The following is a 21,159-nucleotide window of genomic DNA, read 5'->3' on the forward strand; positions in this document are numbered from 1 at the left end:
TCCCACCTTTCACCTACAGGATTCGGCGCGTTTTGATAATCTAGTAACAATCACGTACAGGTCAGGTGTTTCGTGAGAATCCGGTGCAGGGTAACGTTCTCGGCAGTCTGCAGTCTCGCGCTCACTGGAAAATTTGGTATATACATCAAGAGTTGGGCTCTCTGCCACGCATGAATGACAGGCACACCCGAGTATGATGACTTCCAATAAGACTTTGCTCATTGTTGATGATGATGAAGAGATTGCAAGCCTGACTGCCAGCTTTTTGCGGGATCGTGGCTACACGGTGTTGACTGCCAACTCCGCAGAAGACGCTGAACAGGTTTTGAAGGCCAACACGGTCGACCTTATGGTGCTGGACATCATGCTGCCGGGAGAAAGTGGTCTGAGCTTGTGCCAAAAAGTGCGCCAGACCTCCAAGCTTCCGATCATCATCATCTCCGCAATTACCGGAGATACGGAACGCATTGTCGGCCTCGAATTGGGCGCGGACGATTATCTGGAGAAGCCCTTCAATCCCAGAGAGCTGCAGGCACGCATCTTTGCCATTTTCCGGCGCACAGAAGAGCCTGGTGCGACTGGCGCGCGGCTCAAGGCCCGCCGTTACGAGTTCGGCGGCTGGCTTTTGGATGAAGCCACCCGTCATCTGAAGGCGCCGGATGGGGTGTTGGTTCATCTCAGTTCTTCGGAGTTCGACGCGCTGCTTACGCTGGTAAAGTCACCACAAAAACCGGTGTCTCGCGACACGTTGGGGCGGGTGCTGCGGGGCACGGGCGTGAACTCGCATGATCGTAGTATCGACATCCTCATCAGCCGCCTGCGCAAGAAACTCGCTCAGACCGACCCGGCAAAGGATTTCATCAGTACGGTTCGCCATCAGGGCTATGTGTTTTCTTATCCGGTACAACAGGTCTGAAACACGAAGGCTAGAAAGAACGCGGATTGTTAGGACAGCTCTACACGTTTCTGCCCAAGACCTTGGAACAGCGCGTTACAGCGTTGCTGTTGGCCACTGCTGTCCTCGTCGGTCTGGTTGTCGGAATGGCGGTCAACACCTTCAATCAGCGTGAACAGGCACTGGCCATGGCCTATGAGGTCGGGCATGAGCTCGCGTTGTATTTTGAAGCATCACCTTCACAAGGCCCCTTTCCGGCTCCTTACGCAGGCCAGTTCATTCAAGTCGTGCCAACCCCTGAAGCTTTGAAGCCCCAAGAATATTTCGATTTGCCGCTGCTCCTGCAATTTGGCGAGAAGGCGGTGAGAGCAACGCTTTTGTTTGATGGTCGTCCAAGTCGCGCTGATTTGATAGAGGCAGGCTATGATCTCAGCGAACAGTCGGCGACCCGCCTAGGTGCTTTGGCAAAGGCCCTTGCACGGCAAGACCTGACGGCTCGCCTTCTAATTCCCGATGAAACAGCGTCAGGACTCGGCGGCGTGGTGGTCTCAGCGCCGCGAGTTTGGTCGGAACGCCTGACGGAACCCATGGTGGTCATTTTTGCGGCCTGCGCCCTTCTGGTGATTGTCGTTGGGGGCCGAATGCTTGCTCATTTTTGTGCCCAGCCATTTCGCTCTCTGGCTGAACACGACCGTGCGAACCTTCAGCCATGGGACACGGAAGAAGCGGTGGTCTTGCAGGACAAGATTCTGGAGCAACAGGATGCGCGCGCCACCATGCTTTCAGAACAAACGCGAATGCTGGCCTCTATCAGTCATGACCTGCGAACACCGGCAACTCGTTTACGCCTGCGACTGGAGCAAATCGAGTCGGCTGCCATCCGTAACCGCATGCTGCAGGATGTGGAGGAGATGACCCAGCTCATCACGGCGTCGTTGGATTTTCTGCGTTTCGATGTTCGGATGGAAGAACCACAACAGCTTTCCCTAGGGGCGCTCCTGCAATCGCTTTGTGATGATTACGTCGATACGGGTCATAACGTCACCTTTATCGCCGAGCGCCATGCCCGCGCAGATCAGGCACACAGCATTTTTGGTGGTGGCGGGGAAGTTGAATTGGCTGTTGAAGGACGAGCGGTCATGAATGGGCGGCCGACGGCCTTGCGGCGGGCCTTCACCAATCTCATTGACAATGCGCTGAAATACGGCGGCGCGGCCACTGTGCAATTGCAAAGCCATTTGCACGACCGTCTCAAGATCAGAGTAAGTGATCCCGGACCAGGCATTCCGGCACATCTTCACGAGCGTGTCTTCGAACCCTTCTTTCGCAATGACAGCAATGAGCGCACCCGCTCCTCCAGCGTGGGATTGGGCTTGTCCATCGTGCAGCAGATTGTCAAGGCGCACGGCGGGGTGATCACGCTTGGAGAGACGGCAGACGGTCAGTTCTGTATCATCGTAGAATTGCCACGCGAACTATAAACCCTTGAGAGCACAGCATGTACTTCTTCACTGCAGACACTCACTTTGGCCATGAGCGAATTATTGGTTTGTGTGATCGACCGTTCAAGGATAGCGCGGATCAAACCGCCGGTCTTATCGAACGCTGGAATGCAGTTGTCGGACCCAACGATCACGTTTTTGTCGTCGGCGACTTTGCTCACGGCGCCACACAGGATGAAATGAAGGCCATTTTTGCAGCGCTTAACGGGACCAAAAGTCTGATTTGCGGGAACCACGATGGTGCCGCTACGAAGAACCTGCCGTGGCAATCACATGACCAGCGATTTCCGGAGTGGGCTGTCACGGATACCTTGCGGCTACGCCATGAAAAACAGACCTACTTCATGTGCCATTATGCATGGCGCACGTGGCCGGAAGATCATCACGGCGCTATTCATCTGTTTGGGCATTCGCATGGCCGATTGCCGGATTTGGGGCGATCCTGTGATGTTGGCGTGGATCTGTGGGACTATGCCCCGGTCAGCACGGAACAGTTGCTTGAAAAATTTCAGGCTGTCATGCCTCATGCCTGACCTTGAAGGACTCACAAGCCACTTCAGGTAGTCAGGGCTCGCGATTCCGAAAGCGCGGTATCAATTGCCATTCGGCGCTTTTTTCGCCGCTTATTTTTTAAAAAACAAGCGTTGTACATAGCGTGTGTGCTCTTTGATTTTACTGCGTTTTCAAGGTGGCTGTTGCTTTGTTACCAAAGAAACTCACTGTCATGATGAAAATATCTCTCGTTCCCCTCTTGCGCAGTTTTCAAGTTCAGGTTAAAGAGCTGACTTCAGCAGCAAAATTTAGTCGGACCGCAAAAAGGTCCAGTTGTGTGTTTAGTGTAGTTACTGACAGTAGTCAGTGCTGCGCTTTTTCGTGCACATAGATCTTTAATACGTGCGTATTACTTGCGGCGACTATTTATCTACTGCCCATTGAAAATCTATACTGCTGAGGAACGGATCTATGGCGCAAACCGAAGTTCTGGACGAGACTTCGTATGGCAAGTCACGCCTGCTCGAACAAGCAATTCTCCCCGTCTGGCTCAATCAACGCGCCATCTCGAATACAGGGTATATCGGTCTTTGGATTTCCATGGCCGTGATCATCGCCACCTTTCAGTTAGGCGCTGGCGGTGTTGCGGGCCTGCCTCTGACCACCGTTCTGTTGACGATCTTCATCGCAAACGTTCTGCTCGGTTTTGTCATGATGCTGACGGCCGATATTGGCACTGAACATGGGATTTCCTTTGCGGTTTACCTGCGGGCGCCGTTTGGAACGCTTGGAACGCACATTCCCTCCATCTCGCGCGGCATTGTAGCGGCGATCTGGTTTGGTATTCAGACCTACCTCGGTGCTCTGGCACTGAACGGGATTTTCGCCCATCTGACGGGGTTTGATAATTGGGTGCCCTGGTACATCGGTTTTGCGGTGCTGCAGGTTGCCAATACCGCGATGGGCATTCGTGCTGTTGAGCTTCTTGCCAAGGTTGCTGCACCCGCCATTCTCGCCATCTCGGTTTGGATGTATTTCACACTGGACAATCTGGCAACGGCCAGTGGCAAGGACATCTGGACCTTCGTTGGCGATGCAGAAATGTCCGTGGTTGCGCTATTGGTGGCCAACATGGCCTTCTGGTCCTCGCTGGCCGTGGACATTCCCAACATCACGCGCTTCATCAAGGTGGAAAGCGGCACCAAGAATTTCTTCAAGCGCAACAAGAACACCTTTGCTGCCCAGTTCATCGCTTTGCCGGTGGTGCAAGTATGGATTGCCTTCATTGGCGCGATTTCCTTCATCGCTGCTGGAGATTGGAACCCGATCACGGTAATCCAGAGCGAAGGTGCGGGTATTACCCTCATCGTCCTCTTGGTCATGGTTGTGCTGGCGCAATGGTCCACCAACACCAGCGCCAATCTCATCCCGGCTGCCCTCACCTTCATCAATGCAGGGGCGCCATGGATCAACTATGCGATGGGACTGGTTCTGGCAGCGCTGGTTGGAACCATTGCAATGCCTTGGCTGATTTTGGAGCACCTCTTCACCTATCTCAGTCTCTACGGTGGCATGTTGGCTGCGCTCGGCGGGATCATGATCTGCGACTACTTCGTGATCCGCAAACGGCGGTTGAACGTGCCGGATCTTTACGAGGAAGAAGGCCAGTTCCACTATCTGGGCGGATGCAACCCGGCAGGACTGATTGCCTGGGCGATTGGCGGAGTGCTGGCAGTGGTCTTTATCGAGTACTCATATCTCGTGGGCTTTCCCGTTGGCTTCGGTATCTACTACTTGCTGATGAAGGGGTGGGTTCTGCCGCGCTTCAAGCAGGATGAAGTGGAACATCCGGATATGGACAAGTATCTGGCCACCAGCGTGGACCGAAACTGGGTCTATGTTCAGGGCAATGGCATGGTGCAGATGGAAACCTCAGCAATTCCTGCACATGCGCTGGCTCGCGAAGACCTCTAGGCTCTGCCGCAAATGAAACAGATTGAAGACCCGGCGGGAGAAGCGTCCTGCCGGGTTTTTTGTAGGTGTGTGACTAAGAGATCATTCACCAAGTGGCCATCAACGCTGATGAGTGTGCTCACTGCCTTGTCCGGTTGGCGTCCTATCTCCTGCAACGTTCCAGTTGCCACAAATGACACTGATCATACAACAGGAGAAGAAAATGCCAGCAATTGTTCTTGATCAGAACTGGACTAACCTGCCGGGCGGAAAATGGCAGCCACAGTTCAACGACAATGGAGTTTGGGTTGACGCAAATGGGCAAACACCAATCAGCTTTCTGCCACTTGTCCGATCAAATCCTGCCGGCGATGAGAAAGCTCTGAGCGGAGCATTTACCGTGCCGGGCGGGAGTCAGTATCAGGCTCATACCATACCGCAATCCGCCAATCAGGTGCGGCTGAATCCAGTCTGATTCAGGGCGGTCATAATTTGAGCAGGAAAAACGCCACTTGCAACGGCGGGAGAAGGCTCCCCCGCCGGAATTTCATCACAAGCCGGAACGCTGACGAACCGCACCAGAAAAAGCGAGTGAGATGCCCAAAAGAGGCAAGACGGCGGCCAGGCCGAGCTGAATGCCGAATGGTTCGGCGATGAAGCCGATCAACAAGGGGCCAACGATAAATCCGGCAATGCCAATCTGAGTAACAAGCGCGACATTACTGGTCGGGTTGGCGCCGTCCTGTTCGGCTGCAGCCGTGATGGCGAGGGGAAAGCCGGTGGAGACACCAAGGCCGGCGAGTCCAAATCCGATCAGCGCTATTTCTGCGTGAGGGGCAATCAGCAACAGGATGCCGCCACCAACTGCCACGCTCACGCACAAACGGGCGGTCCGGCCCGCACCTAGACGTGAGCGCATGGTGTCGCCCAAAAAACGGCCCATTGCCATGAACAACGCGAACAGCACATAGCCAAAACCTGACGGGCCGGGTCCCAGTGCAAACACATCGCGCAGGTAAATTGCTGACCAGTCGGCCATCGCGCCTTCTGTCATTGCCATTCCGAATAGGAAGCAACAGATGGCGAGCAATGATCCCGTCAACCTGAGCCTTCCGGGTGTTGCGGAGTTATCCCCGTCCGGCTCCGCCACGTTGGGCAGTGACCATGTTGCCCACAGACAGGGCAGCGCGACCGCGATTGCCAGAGAGAAAAGGCTTTGAGCCGGACTGGCGCCAATCCAGGCAAAGCTGGAGCCGATAAGGCTGCCGACCAGTACACCAGAACTCCAAAAGCCATGGCAGGAAGACATGATCAGGCGACCGCAGCGCCGTTCAATTGCATCTGCGGTGACGTTCATCCCCAACTCGACGGCACCCAGCGAGGCACCGACAAGAACCAGTGCCGCAAAGAGCCAGCCGATCGTTGGTGCGAGGCTGGCGAGCGGCATGGATGACAGAAAAGCGCAAAAACTTGCAAGAAAAACGCATTTGAGCCCATAGCGCGCAACAAGGCGACTGGCAAAGACAAGGGAGCCAACGATGCCGATCGACATGCCGGTCAGAGCAATGGCAAATGCGGCCTCACCAGCACCAATGGCCTGTTGAACCTCGGCCAGACGAGGAAACCATGCGCCCAGAATAAGAGGTTGAACGAAAAAGACAAACCGGATCAGCGCGATATCTCGGCGGCCGTAAACCGAGGTGGCTCCCATGTGAGCGTCCTTTATGAAGTGAGCAAGATTCTGCCAGATACGTGGAGGGTGAAAGTGTTTCTGCTTCGCCCGTGGCTGGCAAGAGGCATTTGCAACCGGAACGGCTCGCTATCAACTTTTTGCTTGCCCGCTTCACCCGGATTGAATAAATATGAGTAAATAACTCATATTAAAGCGATCTGACATTACCTCCCCACACGCCCCTGAATTATAAGGAAAACCGTATGGCTGAAACGTCGAAGCCCCTGCAAAATGCCGCGCCCAGCAAGCCGTCCGCCCGTTTGTTGTTCGTCAAGTCTGCCCGGTATCTCACGCCCAATATGATACGGATCACCCTCACAGGTGACGAGTTGGAAGGGTTTCCAGAGAACCACGAAGGTGCGAATTGCAAGCTCGTGTTCCCTGAGTGCCAAAGGGATCCGGTGGCTTTCCGGGGATATTTCGCTGATGGCATGCCCAAGAAAGGAACCTTCCCGGTCCGGACTTATACCGTGCGGCATTATCGGCCAGAAACTCAGGAGCTGGATATCGATTTTGTTGCTCACGGAGATGAAGGGCCGGCGACCCGATGGGCGCAACAGGCCAAGCCCGGGGATTTCCTTATGTTTCGAGGTCCGGGGCCGGTCAAGGTGCCAAAATTTTACGCCCGCTACTATATCGTGGTGGCGGATATGTCTGCCCTGCCCGTTGCCGCTGCAACCTTGGAGGCCATGCCACGTGAAGCTAAGGGCATTGCTGTTTTCGAGATCATGAGTGAAGAGGATAAGCAACACATCGACTTGCCTGATGGCATCGACGTGCACTGGATTGTGCACTCAGACCCGCACGTACCATCCCATGCGGCACTGGAATTCATCCAGTCCCGCGACTGGCCTGAAGGCCCGATCCAGACCTGTATCGCGGGTGAGCACGGAATGGTACGCGATTTCAAACAGTTCCTCCTGAAAGAAAAACAGGTTCCGGTACGCGATACCTATATCTCCGGCTATTGGAAAATCGGTTTGGTCGAGGATCAGCACCAGATCATGAAGCGGCAGGAGGCTGCGACTTCCTAACAAAAGATATGAACATATGCTCTAAATCATGGAGCATGCCAGTGATTGATCTTACAAAGGGCCAGACCAAACGGGCTGGCCTTTATTGCGTCGGACCGGGTTGCATAAAACTTCAGAACTACAAGAGAACCCCATGACCTTTCTTCCTTATGAAATGGAACCAAACTCAAACCACCAGCACTGCGTTGTCTGTAGTCCCACTGCGCCAGGGTCATTGGCTTTGGTTTTTACTGCTCATCCAGATGGTTCTGTAACAACAGACTTTTTCCCGGACGAAGCCGTACAGGGGTATACCGGACAGGTTCATGGCGGGATCATTGCTTCGCTGTTGGATGCAGCAATGACCCATGTGCTTTTTCAGCGGGGTGTGGAAGCGGTGACCGCGGAACTGAAGGTCCGGTATGTGAAGCCCGTACAGCTTAAAAACTCCCTCCGGGTAGCCGCTTGGGAGCCTGAAACAAGCCGGCGCATTTTCGAGCTTTATGGTGAGATCCGACAAGCTGGCAAGGTTGTGGCATGGGCGGAAGGCAAGTTTATGAAACGGCCGGCTGCTCGTCCGTAATGAACCTATGTTCATTTTGACTTGCATACAGCTCTGTTGTGCGCTAATAATGAACATATGCTCATTATATGGAGGCTATAACAATGCCACGTCCTAGAAAAACACGCCGTATTCAGGAAGGCAGCCGCGTCCAGTTCTACAAGCCGCAGGGTGTTCCCATGCGGGAACTGAAAGCGGTCGTGTTGCCCGAAGATGGTCTTGAAGCATTACGCCTCGCCGATGCCGAAGGGCTGGAGCAAGCCGCAGCAGCAGAGCTGATGGGGATTTCGCGCCCAACCTTTTCTCGCCTGGTTTCTCACGCTCGTACGACAGTTGCGACAGCCTTGACTGAAGGCATGGCGCTCAAAATTGAGGGCGGAGATGTCGAAATTGGCGAAGATACTGGCTTGATCGAAGACGAGGATAATGGCCGGTGCCGTCGGATGCGCCGCCGCCGCGGGTTTTGTGGCCGGGCTACGGTCGTCACCGAGGATATTGAAGATCGTCCACGCCGCACCACGGTAGAAACAATCTGACCGACTGTTTCTTGAAACAGTCGGGAAAGTTCAGAAAACGGGTCAAGTCGACATGACAGACTGCTGTGTCGCGCGGTAGTCCTCCCCAGATCCGTTTTCTCTAAAGGCAACGTTGGCGCTCACAGGTCCGTCAGGGCCATATCCACGCTGCAGTGAGCGTCAGCGTTGTCGTTGCATTTAACTGCCGCGGAAGAATTCCGAGGTGAACGGCAAGGCCGCCGCCCCCACTGCCGAGGCATCGCGCTCAATCTCAGAAATGATCGGTTTGGCCACAACCCGCGCTATTCCATAGCGGGGCCGATTGAACCACTCTGTTCGCGCAATGAACATTTCAGCAAGCTTTCGGGGAATCTCGCCCCCAAAAACAATGGCTTGGGGATCTATGATGGCGCAAATCGCGTTCATCATACGATTGTAGTTCGGGACAACTTCATCCATCCAATCCGCGACACCCGGCCAATCCGGCTGAAATTCCCGTTTCAGCCGATCAACAGAGGTAATAGAAAGGCCGTTTTCATTCAGGCGTCGGATCAGCAGTTCAAGTGCCGGGCGTTTGTAGTTGTTCTCATTGTCGAACATGCCGCTGAATTCACCGGCGTTTCCGTGCGCCCCACGTAAAAGCTTGCCATTCATCACGACGCCGCCGCCAAACCCGTAGTTGAACGACAAGTATGCGAAATGAGACAGATGGCGTCCGACGCCCATCAGATTCTCGCAGATCGCGGCCGCGTTGGCCCCATTTTCGAGCCAGACCGGCGCTTTGAACCGACCGGAAAGCAAGGGGCCCAACTCGATGAGGGACCAATCCTGCAAAGGCAGCGGCGCATTATACTGTGTTCCGGTAACGTGATAACCCGCAATGGCAAAACCAACACCAAAGAGTTTGTCTTCCGAGCGACCCGAGGACGTGGTCAGCTTGGCAACGGCTTCCTCTATTCGGTCCAGTGCAGGTTCTCTGTTCAGGCCTTCGATATCAATGGTTAGGGTGTCATGCCCCCCGGCAAAGTCCATCAGGCAGACTCCGGCCTTGTCGGTATTTATGGAAATGCCGAGGGTGTAGGCGTAGTCCGGATTGAGGAACACGGCGGGGCTCGGCTGCCCTCGCCCCTTTGGTGGAACCGGATCGCCAATCCTCAATAGGCCACGCTCTGCCAACGTTTCGACCAAGCGATGCACCGATTGCTGGGTCAGGTCCAGATGACTGATCAGCTCCGCGCGCGCCAGCCCCGGCTTGCGGTGAATTTCCGAAAGCAGATGGCGCTCATTCCGAGAGGCGACGTCGGCATTGCGGCCCCCTCTTAGAAATGGGGCTCGAATCAAATGACGTGGAGTGTAGGACAGATGTACCATTATCACAGCATAGGTGTGGAAATGACGTCATGAAAGATTTATCTTTCTGGATTGTCGCCTGTTTCCCATGAGTTTTCTTAAGTTGGCTCTTATTATCACACTTTATGTGTCATTATGTTGTCACACCAAAACTGTGATAACTGCCGCGCCAATTCACTTCTGGTCCAAACAATTTGGGGGCGCAAATGAAACTCTTGAAGATCGCAGCATCCGCGTTGATGCTTTCCACTGCAGCCACAGCGGTTAACGCTGCGCAGTTCGAATTCTGGTACGGCAACACCGGTTCTGTAGAAACTGCAATTCAGGCCGCTTGCGATGCGTTCAACGCGTCTCAGGAAGAACACACCGCAAACTGCATCGGTCAGGGTGGTTATGAAGCCGGCATGCAGAAGGCGATCGCGGCCTACCGTTCTGGCAAGCATCCGGTTCTCATTCAGTTCTTTGATGCGGGCACGCTGGATCTGATGCTTTCAGATGCTGTGGTGCCCGTTCAAGAGATCATGCCAGAGGTCAATTGGGGCGATTATCTGACCGGTGCGCGCTCTTACTATGAAACATCCAAGGGCGAACTCTTCTCTCAGCCTTACAATGGTTCCACGCTCATTTTCTACGCCAACATGGAACAACTCGGCGAAGTGGGCGTGAAGGACGTACCTGCCACCTATGAAGAAATGGTGGAAGTTGCTCGCAAGCTAAAGGAAGCCGGTCACGAATGTCCCGTCACTACGGACGCTCACCCATGGCGTGTTCTTGAACAGTTTTCTGCCCGTCACGGTGCGCCAATTGCCTCCAACAACAACGGTTACGGCGGTCTGGATGCCGAATACATCTTTAACGAAGGCCCGGTTGCTGACCATCTGAACAACCTTGCCCAGTGGCGTGAAGAAGGCCTCCTTAAGCTCAATCAGGACACCAAGGCAGGCAAGTACAACGTTGCCTTCAATCAAGGCGAATGCGCCATGATGGAAGCCTCTACCGGTTCATATCGTTCTGCCTTTGAAGCTCTGGGCGACAAGGTGGAGATCGCGATGGCGCCCATGTATGAAGGCGTTGAGCGCCGCAACACCCTGATCGGTGGCGCGTCCTTGTGGGTTATGAAGGGCCACGAAGGCGAAAAGCTGGAAGCTGCAAAAGCGTTCCTGAACTACCTGCGCCAGGATGACGTGCAGATCGAGTTCACCCGCATGACCGGTTACATGCCTGTCACCCAGTCAGCGCTGACCAAACTGAAGGACAGCGGCAAGGCGGAAATGAAAGAGTTTGCAACCGCTGAAATGGGCGTGAACTCCTTGAACCAGCCGGGTGACGCGAACAGCCGTGGCCTGCGACTGGGCTTCTACGTGCAGTTCCGCGACATCTTCATGGAAGGAACCCAAAAGGCATTCAACGGCGGCCAGACCATGCAGGCGGCCCTCGATGCAGCCAAGGCCCGCGGTGATGCCCTGCTGCGTCGCTTCGAACAAACCTACCGCGGCGTTGAACTGCCTTAACTCCCCAATCACGCGAACCATGGCGGGCCGGTGCATCCGGCCCCCTTTTCCCGTTAAAGGCCGACTTCCATGTCAAACCGCTTTTATAGAAACAAATGGCTTCCGCTCTGGCTGGCTAGTCCGCAGCTTGTGGTGTTGTTTTTCTTCTTCTATCTGCCGGTGTTTCTGGCGTTCTTCTGGTCGTTTCATCTGGAGCGCCCCTTTGGCGGCGGCTCCCAGTTCGTGGGCTGGCAGAACTTTGAGCGTGTCCTGAGCGATCCGGAATTTTGGACGTCGCTTTGGCGCACGCTGACCTACATGGTTGTGGCGTCCTCCACCTCCATCATTTGTGCTCTGGTCCTTGCACTTGCTGCCGATCGCGGCATTCGCATGTCGCCGTTGGCGCGCAACGTCCTGATCTGGCCGAAGGCCGTTGCTGCTGCCTCCATCGGTGTCATCTTCCTGTTCATCTTCAACCCGTTCATGGGCATTCTTGCGCCGCTGAACGAGATGTTTCCAGGGTTTTGGAACCCGCGCATCAACCCGGTGCATACGTGGATCATGATCTACATCGCCAACATCTGGAGCGCGATCCCGTTCACCTTCATCATCCTGCTTACCGGGCTGCAGTCCATTCCAGACACGCTTCATAAGGCGGCAGCCATTGATGGGGCGGGCCCATGGCGGCGGTTGTTTGACATTCAGCTGCCATTGCTAACGCCGCAGCTCTTCATCGTGGTGGTGCTGGAAATTGCCGACAGTCTGTCTGGCTCGTTCGCACTGATCGACACCATGAGCCAAGGCGGCCCTGGCGGCGCCACCAATCTGCTTGTCTATAAGATCTACGTAGATGGTTTTAAAGCTTACGATCTGTCCGGTGCAGCCACACAAACAGCGATGCTGATGATCGTCGTCGCTGCCGTCACCGCGTTCCAGTATCTGGTCGTTGAAAAACGGGTGAAATACGAAAGATGATTGAAGATACCCGCTCCATCAACACCACGGCGACACTGCTCCTTATGGCTGGCTGTGCCTTTGTTCTGGCACCTCTTGTCTTCGTGGTCATCACGGCAACGCAAAGCTATGGCGACTTCCTGCGCAATAATTTCTCGCTGACGCCTGGAAGTCATCTCGTAGAAAACTTCAGGCAGGTTTGGGAAATGACCCTTCTGCCACGCCAGACATTCAATAGCTTCGTCATCGCGTTTGCCTCTGCTTTTGGGCGCTGCTTTCTGGCATTCACTACGGCCTACGCAGTGGTGTTCTTTGCGCCGCGCTACAGCATCTTCATTTATGCGGCGGTGCTTGCCTCCATCATGCTGCCGCTCGATCTCATGGTGATCCCGGCCTATCAGGTCGCGGCCAACGTTGCCATGCCCATCAATGCGGTGGCCAATCTGGGGGGGGGCTGGGAAACTCTTTTCGGAGCACCATTGGACTTGCAGCTCAACCTGCTCAATACCTACGCCGGTGCTGCGATCCCACTGATGGCGCAAGGTACTGGCACACTGATTATGGTGCAGTACTTCAAGACCCTTCCGGTGGATCTGGCAAAGGCGGCCACGCTGGATGGGGCGAGCCCTCTGCGCTTCATGGTGGACATTCTTTTGCCGCTCAGCAAGGGACCGCTGCTCAGCCTGTTCATCTATCTCTTCATTGGTGGGTGGGTTGCCTACATGTGGCCACTGGTATCCATCTCCTCTCCCGACATGCAGACCGCTGTAGTCGGCCTTACTGCATTGGATACAGGCATGGGAGAAGATGAGATTCCCAACTTCCCGTTGCAAATGGCCGGCGCCATCATGGTAACCGTCATTCCCCTTGTACTGATCGCCCTGACCCAGCGCCTCATTGTGCGCGGGCTGATCCTCTCGGAGAAATAATCATGTCTGCTCAATCACATGCCGCTGGCATTCATTTGACTGATCTGCAGAAGACCTACAATAAAACGCCTGTTATTCCGGGACTGACGGCCGAATTGGCCGCTGGTGAGTTCACCGTTATTCTGGGTCCTTCCGGCTGTGGCAAGTCCACCTTGCTCAACATGATCGCCGGTCTTGAGAAAGTCTCCGGTGGCAAGATCATGATCGGGTCGCGCGAGGTGCAGAATATTGCGCCAAAAGACCGCGGCCTTGCCATGGTTTTTCAAAACTATGCCCTCTACCCACACATGAGCGTAGCAGACAACATTGGCTACGCGCTGAAGGTTGCTGGAGTGCCAAAGGATGAGCGCACCAGCCGGATTCAGACGGCTGCAAACGTTGTGAATCTGGGTGACTACCTTGATCGCCGACCTTCAGAGCTTTCCGGCGGACAGCGCCAGCGTGTTGCGATTGCCCGCGCGATCGTGCGTGAACCGCAGGTGCTTCTGTTCGATGAACCGCTGTCAAATCTGGATGCCAAGTTGCGTCACGACATGCGCATGGAACTGTCGTCCCTGCACCGCCGCATTGGCGCAACCAGCGTTTTCGTAACCCATGATCAGGTTGAGGCCATGACGCTGGCTGACCGCATTTTGATCCTCAATCACGGCCGCATTCAGCAGTTTGACACCCCGCATAACATCTACCACAAGCCCGCAAATACCTTTGTCGCCGGGTTCATAGGTTCCCCTCCCATGAACCTTATTGAGGCTCAAGCCTCGAACGGTGCGGTGAGTGTGGGTGGTGTGCGCCTTGCGGCAACTGAAATCAGCGGGGATGTGACAGTCGGCATTCGACCGGAACACATCAAGGTTACGGAAAGCGGCATTCCCGTGCACGTGGCCTACAGGGAAGATCTTGGCTCCCACAGCACCATGGTGGTGGAGATGGAGAACGGTCAGACCCTGCGCCTTGCAACCCAATTGGGCGAACCCATTCGCGGTGGTGAATGGGTTCATATCACCATCCCAGAAGACAAGCTGCACTTTTTCAACGCCGCCACGGGCGACGCGCTGCGTAGTAATTAACAAAAGAACACAAGGACTTTTCCATGATACCGTATCGCGACTTTATCCGCGGATCCCGTTTGGCACCTACTATTGTGGCCCATCGCGGCGCATGGCATGAAGCCCCGGAAAACTCTGTTCAGGCCATTTTGAATGCTGTTGAGGCGGGTTATGAGATCGTAGAGATCGATGTGCGGCGTTCACGTGATGATGTGTTGTTCATTTGCCATGATGAGACGCTCGACCGCATGGCAGGCCAGAACGTTGTTGCAGAAGAACTGACCTTGGCCGAACTGAAGGCTTTGCGACTGAAAAACAGAGACGGTGGTGAAAACCAACCCTTCACGGAGCACCTGATCCCAACACTCGCTGAAGCCTTGGAAGCCGCCAAGGGCCGCGTTTATCTGGACATTGATGTAAAGATCGGGCGCGATCTGACGGATGCGTCTCATCTGGTGTCGGAACATCGCATGAATGACCAGGTTGACCTGAAGATCAAGGTACAAACTCCTGAGCAAGCCAGCGACCTTCTGGAACTTCAAAGCGCCAATGGCATCATGGTCATGCCCATGACACGGTTTGAAGAACATAATGTGGATGCCCTGATTGATTTGCTTGCCGAAACGGGTGCTTCCATCGTTGAAACCAAGTTTGATGACCTGAACACCATTGCCTCACGGGCGGACCGCTTTCGTGTGGCGGGACTGGCTGTCTGGGTTAACACGCTGGATGGTGTCGCCTGTTGCGGCCTGACGGACACATTGGGTGCGCAAGAACCTGCGGCTGTCTGGGGCCGTCTCATGGACGCAGGTGTGAGTGTTATTCAAACCGACGAGCCGGAAGCCCTTCAGGCTTACCGCTCCCAACTGGCGAAAGTAGGTTGATGAAGCTGACACCAGCCTTTTATGAAGCGCTGATCAACGAAGTGCGGCAGATCGCTCGTGAGGAGATCATGCCGCGCTTTCGGAACTTGGAAACCACGCAGATCGACAGCAAGACTGCGCCTGATGATCTGGTGACCATCGCTGACAAACGCTCTGAAGAGCGTCTCACCGAAGCTGTGGGCCGCCTGTTGCCGAGTGCCGCTGTGGTGGGCGAGGAAGCGGTCTCCGATGATCCGTCCCGACTATCCCTGATTGACCGTGAAGACATTTGCGTGATTGTCGATCCCGTTGACGGGACCTGGAATTACGCCAATGGCCTTGCCACCTTCGGCGTTATCATCGCCGTTACATACAAGGGCGAGACGGTGTTCGGTCTGCTCTATGACCCAGTTCTGGATGACTGGATCTGTGCGGAAAAAGGTGCTGGCAGCCGGTTTCAAACAGCAGCGGGTCATACCAGAAAGATCTCCAGCCTTGAGGGGCCGGGGCTTCTTACTGGCATGGTGCCTTTGTACCTGCTGTCGCCTGACCAGCGTCTGGCCGTCGGAGCCCGTTTGTCGGAGTTCAACCGCCTTAACTCTCTGCGGTGTTCCTGTCACGAGTATCGATTGGTATCGCAAGGCCGAATTGGCTTCTGCCTGGCTGCCAATCTGAAGCCATGGGACCACGCAGCGGGGGCGCTGATTGTTGAAGAAGCGGGAGGTGCGGCGCAGTTGATTACTGGTGAGCGGTATCGTCCAACCATGTCTGAGGGCATGCTGCTAACTGCCGCAAGTCCGCAAATGATGGAGGACGCGCTCTCGCGTCTGCGGCCTGCCTTGCAGGTTTAGGCAATCTGACAAGCCCGGTCCGTTAGACCTCCTCTGGACCGGGTATTCCTTGAAAGCACACAGTCTTTGTGCTCTGCTTTTCCTCCTCCTCCGCTTGGGAACCGGTTTTTCGTCAATGATGTGGTGGGAGCACCGAGCCTCAGCGGCACCGTCTGTATTGTCTAGTTTTCAGGATTGTGGCGACAGGCACCCCATCACCATGGCAACCACGAGCCGTTCGACGGTTCTGTTTTCACGATGACGATGAGATCAAACTTTAGCTCGTAAGCTTTGTTTCCCGGTGCCCGGTTATCAAAGCTTCATTAGCATGCTCGCTCGCCTGCGTTCTGGATCTCCAGAGCGGATGATGAAGTGTCGGGCCTATGATCCGCTTTGGTATTCAGATTGCGGTTACCCTGCAAGCAGGGCGCCTACCCCAATGGGTCTGAGCGGCGTGGCTGGCAACGCTATCTCTGCCATTTCGGCCGTGTTGCTGATCAAGAATCAGAGGTTTGATTCCCCCGACTGCTAGGGATTTACGCCACCCCTACCATTTTAGCAGGAGGTTTGGTTGCGTTGATTAAGTACTCACAGCCTAAAATTCATGCCGCGAATGAGTGCCTTGAGAGCGCCGTGCATGGTTCCTAGACAACTGGCGTGTGTGGTTACACGTCTATTCAAGTGCTTAAGTGTCTAACGCATGCAGGATTTGCGTAGCACGAGGGGCGTTCATATCCTTAGTTCTACGATAATTCAGGGGTGCTCGTAGCAGATGAAAACGCATATTACGCATTTTCAATAGGTTAGCATCTCTTCTTGCTACAACCATTTGTACATGCTGCTGTCTTTCGGTCGTTCACGCACCAACTTTGCCATCGAAAATTCATAAAATGCTTGCACATGCATATTGACAGATGCGGATGAATATACTTGTATGCGCAAGCAATCAGCGAGGTTGCCCACTCAGACAGAGGTTAAAACGCGTTATGGTCTATGAGACTTTAAGCCAAGGCTTCTTGGAGCAGTTTGAGAAAACCAAAGACAAGATTGCACTTTTTACCGATCATGGCGATGTGCGTTACCTTGACCTTTTGGAGATCTATCGTGGTTTCTGCCACCAGGTAGAAGATCTGCCGCTGCCTTCTGGTTCCCGCGTAGCATTGTATGCAGAAAAGAACGCGCAAACGATCGCCCTGATCCTGGCGCTCTGGCACCACGGTCATCCTGTGATGGTTGTTCCTACCGCCCTCGGTGATAAGGCATGTGACAAGGTATTTGAAGATGCAGCTATATTTGCGCAGTTGGGCCTTAACACCAACGGAACCATAGAAATCCTGAAGGAAGTGCGTGGTAAAGGCTTCACGAAATGTACCAGTAGTTGCGCTTTGATCTTAACCACATCCGGAAGCACCGGGGTTCCGAAAGGTGTGATGCTTCCTGTAAGGGCGTTGACCAATTTCTTCAACTGGGCACGACAGCAGTTTTCAGTAACAGCTGACACAACGGTCTTCAGCTATGCGCCCTTGAACTTCGATTTGGCTCTTCTCGAAATCTGGACGCCTCTTTCCGTCGGGGCGCGCTCGGTCCTTGCGGACCCTGTAAAAGGTGCGGACGGTGCTTATCTGCGCTCGTTGGTATCCACGTATCAGCCAGACCTCATTGAAGGTGTTCCCCTGCTTTATCGACTGCTTGCAGAGGCTGATGGCAGCTCAGCCTTCAAGGCCCCCTTTGTGAAAAATGTTATCATGACCGGCGAGAAGTTCTCGAAAGAGCAGCGCCATCAGCTGGCCCATATGTTCCCTGAAGCGATCTTTCGGAATGTTTATGGGGCCACGGAGACCAACAACAGTCTGGTCTTCTCCTGCAATGCCGAAGAGTTGACAGACCTTGAGGTCATGCCGGTTGGTATGCCGCTACCTAATGTAAAGGTTCTGGTCGAGCCGACAGATGAACCGGAGGCAGACGATGTCGCCCGCGGCGAATTGCTCGTTTCTACGCCGTTTCAGGCAACAGGTTATACAGATCCAGTAAAAACAGAGGATGCGTTCATAACTCGGACTGTGGAAGGCGTAGCATCAACATTCTATAAGACCGGAGATCTTGTGAACATGAAACAAAATGGCCTGATTTATCTTGAAGGCCGAAGCGATTTTATTGTGAAAGTTCGTGGTGTCCGCACCAACATTGTCGATGTTGAGATCGCCCTTGCCTCCCATCCAGATGTGGAAGCGGCTGCCGTAATACCCCTTCCTGACACGGCTGCAGGCACGAAGCTGGCTGCAGTTGTGCAGGTTTCGCCTGGCGCAAAGCTGAATAGCCTGAGCCTGCGCAGCTTTTGCGCCGATCACATCCCCCGCTCCGCAATTCCCTCTTTCTACAAAATTTCAAGTGATCCAATCGCAAGAACCTCTACAGGCAAGCCCGACCGGAAGTCTCTTGCTGGGTTCTTCCTAGAAACCGGAGAAGCAACTTCATGACCTATTCGCAAGCAATTCGCAGTTTCATTTGTGACGAACTGACCACCGATGTTTCTGCAGATGAAATCCCAGAGGACTATGACCTGTTGGCCTCTGGTGTTTTGGACAGTCTGGCGCTGGTGCGTCTGATTGCGTGGCTCGGAGAAACTTTTTCTCTGCCAATCAACGAGATGGACCTTGCACCGGAAGACTTTCTGAGTGTGAAGGCCATAGACGACTTCATTCTGAAGCATGAACAGAAAGCAGTCGCCTAGTACTAACCAGATTTTCTATTAGGAGGATAGAGTAATGTTCTACCGCAAGAAAGATGAACTTGAAGGCGTAAATTGGGGAAATGGGTCCAGCCACCGTCTAATCACGAAGAAAGACAACATGGGGTTCACTGTGGCCCATACTGTTGTGAATGCAGGTTCAGAGTCTCGCTTGCAGTATGAGCGTCATCTGGAAGCCTGCTACTGCATTTCCGGTAGCGGCAAGGTCTACAACAAAGATCGCAGCATCGTTTTTAACATTGAACCAGGCGACATCTACGCTCTCAATGAACACGACCCGCATATACTCGTCGCCAACGAAGGTGAAGACATGCATCTCGTGAGTGTCTTCAACCCGCCGCTGAATGGCGATGAACGACATAAACTAGACCCAGAAGGGTTCTCCCGCTACTAAGCTAAAAGGAGTGCGAGCGTCATGCTCACGACCAATCCTTCTGCGCGCTTCGAAGAGCTGATTTCGGCTCTTCGTAAGCTCGATCCCTCCATCAATGAGGGAACCCCTTCTGAGAGGGTGTTTCCTCGTACCAAATGGCAGGCCATCTCCGAGACGGGTTTCTTTCACGCGGCTGTAGACGAAGCCTTCACCTTAAACGATCGCCTCAAAGGCATGCTCAGCCTTTGCGAAACATTGGGTGAAGTCTCCCAGGATGCAGGCCTCAACTTCTCTGTGGCAACACATCTAGCCAGCACCATTTCCGCTTTGGAGCAGTTCGGCAGCGATGATCTGAAAGACCGTTACCTGTCTTATTTGGCAGCGGGGCGTTTGATTGGTGCCCACGCCATCAGTGAGCCTGGTGCCGGGTCTGATGCTGTTTCCATGCAGGCAACGGCTGCCAAGCATGGAGATGAGTACGTCCTGAATGGCCACAAGGCATTCGTAACAAACGGCCCGATCGCCGATGTGATCGTGGTTTACGCCAAGACCAGTGACAGCAAGGCAGGCGGCATTTCCGCGTTTCTTGTGCCAACAACCACTAAGGGCGTGAAGATTGGGCCAACCATGAAGAAGGTTGGTTTGATTTCTTCTCCCCTCAGCGAGCTGACACTGGATGACTGCCGCATTCCGGCAGCCAATCTCATTGGCCGCGAAGGCGCAGGTTTCCTGATCCTGAGCTATGTCATGAAGCGTGAGATCCTCTATTCCTTCATGATGAATGTCGGCGAAATGAAGCGCCGAATTGACCGGTGTGTTCGGTATGCCAACACCCGCGAGCAATTTGGCACGTCCATCGGGGCCTTCCAGTCTGTGGCCAACAAGATCGTAGAGATGAAAATGCGCTTCGAAATGAGCCGCAACTGGATCCTGCACGTAGCGGAAAAGGTCAGCCAGAACAAAGACGTGACGACCGATGTTGCGATTGCAAAGGTCTATGTGAGCGAAAGCGCCCTGTCCACGGCCATTGACGCGGTCCATGTGTTCGGTGGCTACGGCTTTCTGGCGGAAAACGGACTTGGCGCTGAGGTGTGCAATGCACTGGCCGGTCCGATTTACTCCGGAACAAACGACATTCAGCGCTCCCGAATTGCAGCCATGATGGGGATCAGAGCATGAGCACGTCGCACATCCACTCCAATCAAGACCCGTCCGTTGCTCTGAACCATTTTGGTTTGGACACTGACTTTAGTTTTCTCGGTGTCGAGTGCCAGCCCGGCGAGGTTCTGGATTATCTCGACCCTGGGGTTCAGAACTACGTAAAGCATGCACTTGGTCGGAAAGATCATTCCGACCGGTCCGTGGCAGTCACGCTGTACTACAAGATCCGCGATGGCATCTTCTACGAGGTGTTTGGAACGGACATCAGCAAAGACGGCTTGAAGGCCTCCGGCATCATCAATGCCGGGCGTGGCTTCTGTCTGCACAAGGCCATTTTGTATGCTGCATGTTGCCGTGCCGCCAGTGTGCCGTGCCGTGTTGTGGCCTCTAAGGTTCAGAACCACATCACCACACCAAGCCTGGAAAAATTGGTTGGCGGCAAGGTGTTTCTGCATTGGTACAATGAGGTGAAAGTAGACGGTCAATGGCTGAAGACTGCACCTGTTTTCAATAGCTTGCTTTGCAAGCTCTACAAGATTGAACCGCTCGAATTCGACGGTTTCAGCGATGCGGTCCATCAGCCGCATACCAAGGGTCGGTCCATGGAATACCTTGGAGAGCCGACACGTTTCTCTAACCCCAAGCACTCGGAACTTGTGTGTCTGGTTCAGTCCCAGCACCCCTTGATGGTGACAGGCAAGGGATCAGTGCCGAAGGAGCGTGAGTTCCGGGCTGCCTGATTACAATTTT

The 21,159-nt window shown here is 54.2% G+C and carries 21 protein-coding genes; 19 read left to right on the plus strand and 2 right to left on the minus strand.

Annotated features, from left to right (window positions below; genetic code table 11):
- Window positions 1-193 precede the first annotated feature (193 nt).
- The 5 genes from G512_RS0110070 to G512_RS0110090 all read left to right on the plus strand — a co-directional run bounded on the left by G512_RS0110070 (window position 194) and on the right by G512_RS0110090 (window position 5,317).
- Entirely contained in the window at window positions 194-916 is a 723-nt protein-coding gene (locus G512_RS0110070; RefSeq protein WP_028481609.1) for a response regulator, read from the plus strand.
- Between the two features lie 26 nt (window positions 917-942).
- The gene (locus G512_RS0110075; RefSeq protein ID WP_028481610.1) at window positions 943-2,376 is read left to right on the plus strand and encodes a sensor histidine kinase; all 1,434 of its coding nucleotides are present in this window, start codon (window positions 943-945) and stop codon (window positions 2,374-2,376) included.
- 17 nt (window positions 2,377-2,393) lie between these two features.
- The gene (locus tag G512_RS20685; RefSeq protein ID WP_036489401.1) at window positions 2,394-2,930 is read left to right on the plus strand and encodes a metallophosphoesterase; all 537 of its coding nucleotides are present in this window, start codon (window positions 2,394-2,396) and stop codon (window positions 2,928-2,930) included.
- 430 nt (window positions 2,931-3,360) lie between these two features.
- Window positions 3,361-4,863: an NCS1 family transporter gene (locus G512_RS0110085; RefSeq protein WP_028481611.1), complete on the plus strand. Its 1,503-nt coding sequence runs from the start codon at window positions 3,361-3,363 to the stop codon at window positions 4,861-4,863.
- A 202-nt stretch (window positions 4,864-5,065) separates the two neighbouring features.
- The gene (locus G512_RS0110090; protein WP_036489404.1) at window positions 5,066-5,317 is read left to right on the plus strand and encodes a hypothetical protein; all 252 of its coding nucleotides are present in this window, start codon (window positions 5,066-5,068) and stop codon (window positions 5,315-5,317) included.
- A 75-nt stretch (window positions 5,318-5,392) separates the two neighbouring features.
- On the opposite strand, the gene G512_RS0110095 is transcribed toward G512_RS0110090, so the two are convergent.
- Window positions 5,393-6,553, minus strand: coding sequence for an MFS transporter (locus G512_RS0110095; RefSeq protein ID WP_036489407.1), 1,161 nt, complete (start codon window positions 6,551-6,553; stop codon window positions 5,393-5,395).
- A gap of 224 nt (window positions 6,554-6,777) precedes the next feature.
- Between G512_RS0110095 and G512_RS0110100 the strand changes: the two genes are divergently transcribed.
- The 3 genes from G512_RS0110100 to G512_RS20690 all read left to right on the plus strand — a co-directional run bounded on the left by G512_RS0110100 (window position 6,778) and on the right by G512_RS20690 (window position 8,685).
- Window positions 6,778-7,608, plus strand: coding sequence for a siderophore-interacting protein (locus G512_RS0110100; RefSeq protein ID WP_051269199.1), 831 nt, complete (start codon window positions 6,778-6,780; stop codon window positions 7,606-7,608).
- 133 nt (window positions 7,609-7,741) lie between these two features.
- Window positions 7,742-8,170: a PaaI family thioesterase gene (locus G512_RS0110105; protein ID WP_051269200.1), complete on the plus strand. Its 429-nt coding sequence runs from the start codon at window positions 7,742-7,744 to the stop codon at window positions 8,168-8,170.
- An 83-nt stretch (window positions 8,171-8,253) separates the two neighbouring features.
- Window positions 8,254-8,685: a DUF134 domain-containing protein gene (locus tag G512_RS20690; protein WP_051269201.1), complete on the plus strand. Its 432-nt coding sequence runs from the start codon at window positions 8,254-8,256 to the stop codon at window positions 8,683-8,685.
- A 177-nt stretch (window positions 8,686-8,862) separates the two neighbouring features.
- On the opposite strand, the gene G512_RS0110115 is transcribed toward G512_RS20690, so the two are convergent.
- A complete protein-coding gene (locus G512_RS0110115; protein ID WP_228130497.1) occupies window positions 8,863-10,035 on the minus strand; it encodes an ROK family transcriptional regulator in 1,173 nt (390 codons plus the stop codon).
- A 185-nt stretch (window positions 10,036-10,220) separates the two neighbouring features.
- Here G512_RS0110115 and G512_RS0110120 point away from each other — a divergent pair, with 185 nt between their 5' ends.
- From G512_RS0110120 to G512_RS22790, 11 genes are all read left to right on the plus strand, one after another.
- Entirely contained in the window at window positions 10,221-11,525 is a 1,305-nt protein-coding gene (locus G512_RS0110120; RefSeq protein ID WP_028481617.1) for an extracellular solute-binding protein, read from the plus strand.
- Between the two features lie 69 nt (window positions 11,526-11,594).
- A complete protein-coding gene (locus G512_RS0110125; RefSeq protein WP_028481618.1) occupies window positions 11,595-12,479 on the plus strand; it encodes a carbohydrate ABC transporter permease in 885 nt (294 codons plus the stop codon).
- On the plus strand, window positions 12,476-13,387 hold the full coding sequence (locus G512_RS0110130; RefSeq protein WP_028481619.1) for a carbohydrate ABC transporter permease: 912 nt from the start codon (window positions 12,476-12,478) through the stop codon (window positions 13,385-13,387). Before G512_RS0110125 ends, G512_RS0110130 begins: the two co-directional genes overlap by 4 nt.
- 2 nt (window positions 13,388-13,389) lie before the next feature.
- Complete coding sequence (locus tag G512_RS0110135; RefSeq protein ID WP_028481620.1) at window positions 13,390-14,454, plus strand: ABC transporter ATP-binding protein; 1,065 nt, start codon at window positions 13,390-13,392, stop codon at window positions 14,452-14,454.
- 23 nt (window positions 14,455-14,477) lie between these two features.
- Window positions 14,478-15,317, plus strand: a complete 840-nt coding sequence (locus G512_RS0110140; protein WP_051269202.1) for a glycerophosphodiester phosphodiesterase family protein — start codon at window positions 14,478-14,480, stop codon at window positions 15,315-15,317.
- Entirely contained in the window at window positions 15,317-16,147 is an 831-nt protein-coding gene (locus G512_RS0110145; protein ID WP_028481622.1) for an inositol monophosphatase family protein, read from the plus strand. The genes G512_RS0110140 and G512_RS0110145 overlap by 1 nt, the downstream gene beginning before the upstream one ends.
- A gap of 965 nt (window positions 16,148-17,112) precedes the next feature.
- Window positions 17,113-18,603 (plus strand): AMP-binding protein, encoded by a 1,491-nt coding sequence (locus tag G512_RS20695; protein ID WP_051269203.1) that lies wholly within the window; start codon window positions 17,113-17,115, stop codon window positions 18,601-18,603.
- Window positions 18,600-18,857, plus strand: coding sequence for an acyl carrier protein (locus G512_RS0110160; RefSeq protein WP_028481623.1), 258 nt, complete (start codon window positions 18,600-18,602; stop codon window positions 18,855-18,857). The genes G512_RS20695 and G512_RS0110160 overlap by 4 nt, the downstream gene beginning before the upstream one ends.
- A 34-nt stretch (window positions 18,858-18,891) precedes the next feature.
- Window positions 18,892-19,269 carry an ectoine synthase gene (locus G512_RS0110165; protein WP_028481624.1) on the plus strand — a complete coding sequence of 126 codons (378 nt, stop codon included), beginning with the start codon at window positions 18,892-18,894 and terminating at the stop codon, window positions 19,267-19,269.
- 21 nt (window positions 19,270-19,290) lie between these two features.
- Window positions 19,291-20,427 (plus strand): acyl-CoA dehydrogenase family protein, encoded by a 1,137-nt coding sequence (locus G512_RS22785; RefSeq protein WP_028481625.1) that lies wholly within the window; start codon window positions 19,291-19,293, stop codon window positions 20,425-20,427.
- Entirely contained in the window at window positions 20,424-21,149 is a 726-nt protein-coding gene (locus G512_RS22790) for a transglutaminase-like domain-containing protein (RefSeq protein ID WP_208974991.1), read from the plus strand. The genes G512_RS22785 and G512_RS22790 overlap by 4 nt, the downstream gene beginning before the upstream one ends.
- Window positions 21,150-21,159 lie beyond the last annotated feature (10 nt).

The organism is Pseudovibrio exalbescens DSM 16456, assembly GCF_000422785.1.
Taxonomy (GTDB): Bacteria; Pseudomonadota; Alphaproteobacteria; order Rhizobiales; family Stappiaceae; genus Pseudovibrio; species Pseudovibrio exalbescens.

What these genes read in the sequence shown, in the direction of transcription:
- G512_RS20695 (WP_051269203.1), top strand. Translation starts at nt 17,113, where the DNA reads ATGGTCTATGAGACTTTAAGCCAAGGCTTCTTGGAGCAGTTTGAGAAA.
- G512_RS0110095 (WP_036489407.1), bottom strand. Translation starts at nt 6,553, where the DNA reads ATGGGAGCCACCTCGGTTTACGGCCGCCGAGATATCGCGCTGATCCGG.
- G512_RS20690 (WP_051269201.1), top strand. Translation starts at nt 8,254, where the DNA reads ATGCCACGTCCTAGAAAAACACGCCGTATTCAGGAAGGCAGCCGCGTC.
- G512_RS20685 (WP_036489401.1), top strand. Translation starts at nt 2,394, where the DNA reads ATGTACTTCTTCACTGCAGACACTCACTTTGGCCATGAGCGAATTATT.
- G512_RS0110070 (WP_028481609.1), top strand. Translation starts at nt 194, where the DNA reads ATGATGACTTCCAATAAGACTTTGCTCATTGTTGATGATGATGAAGAG.
- G512_RS0110120 (WP_028481617.1), top strand. Translation starts at nt 10,221, where the DNA reads ATGAAACTCTTGAAGATCGCAGCATCCGCGTTGATGCTTTCCACTGCA.
- G512_RS0110165 (WP_028481624.1), top strand. Translation starts at nt 18,892, where the DNA reads ATGTTCTACCGCAAGAAAGATGAACTTGAAGGCGTAAATTGGGGAAAT.
- G512_RS0110115 (WP_228130497.1), bottom strand. Translation starts at nt 10,035, where the DNA reads ATGGTACATCTGTCCTACACTCCACGTCATTTGATTCGAGCCCCATTT.
- G512_RS0110105 (WP_051269200.1), top strand. Translation starts at nt 7,742, where the DNA reads ATGACCTTTCTTCCTTATGAAATGGAACCAAACTCAAACCACCAGCAC.
- G512_RS0110160 (WP_028481623.1), top strand. Translation starts at nt 18,600, where the DNA reads ATGACCTATTCGCAAGCAATTCGCAGTTTCATTTGTGACGAACTGACC.
- G512_RS0110125 (WP_028481618.1), top strand. Translation starts at nt 11,595, where the DNA reads ATGTCAAACCGCTTTTATAGAAACAAATGGCTTCCGCTCTGGCTGGCT.
- G512_RS0110130 (WP_028481619.1), top strand. Translation starts at nt 12,476, where the DNA reads ATGATTGAAGATACCCGCTCCATCAACACCACGGCGACACTGCTCCTT.
- G512_RS0110100 (WP_051269199.1), top strand. Translation starts at nt 6,778, where the DNA reads ATGGCTGAAACGTCGAAGCCCCTGCAAAATGCCGCGCCCAGCAAGCCG.
- G512_RS22790 (WP_208974991.1), top strand. Translation starts at nt 20,424, where the DNA reads ATGAGCACGTCGCACATCCACTCCAATCAAGACCCGTCCGTTGCTCTG.
- G512_RS0110145 (WP_028481622.1), top strand. Translation starts at nt 15,317, where the DNA reads ATGAAGCTGACACCAGCCTTTTATGAAGCGCTGATCAACGAAGTGCGG.
- G512_RS22785 (WP_028481625.1), top strand. Translation starts at nt 19,291, where the DNA reads ATGCTCACGACCAATCCTTCTGCGCGCTTCGAAGAGCTGATTTCGGCT.
- G512_RS0110140 (WP_051269202.1), top strand. Translation starts at nt 14,478, where the DNA reads ATGATACCGTATCGCGACTTTATCCGCGGATCCCGTTTGGCACCTACT.
- G512_RS0110135 (WP_028481620.1), top strand. Translation starts at nt 13,390, where the DNA reads ATGTCTGCTCAATCACATGCCGCTGGCATTCATTTGACTGATCTGCAG.
- G512_RS0110090 (WP_036489404.1), top strand. Translation starts at nt 5,066, where the DNA reads ATGCCAGCAATTGTTCTTGATCAGAACTGGACTAACCTGCCGGGCGGA.
- G512_RS0110085 (WP_028481611.1), top strand. Translation starts at nt 3,361, where the DNA reads ATGGCGCAAACCGAAGTTCTGGACGAGACTTCGTATGGCAAGTCACGC.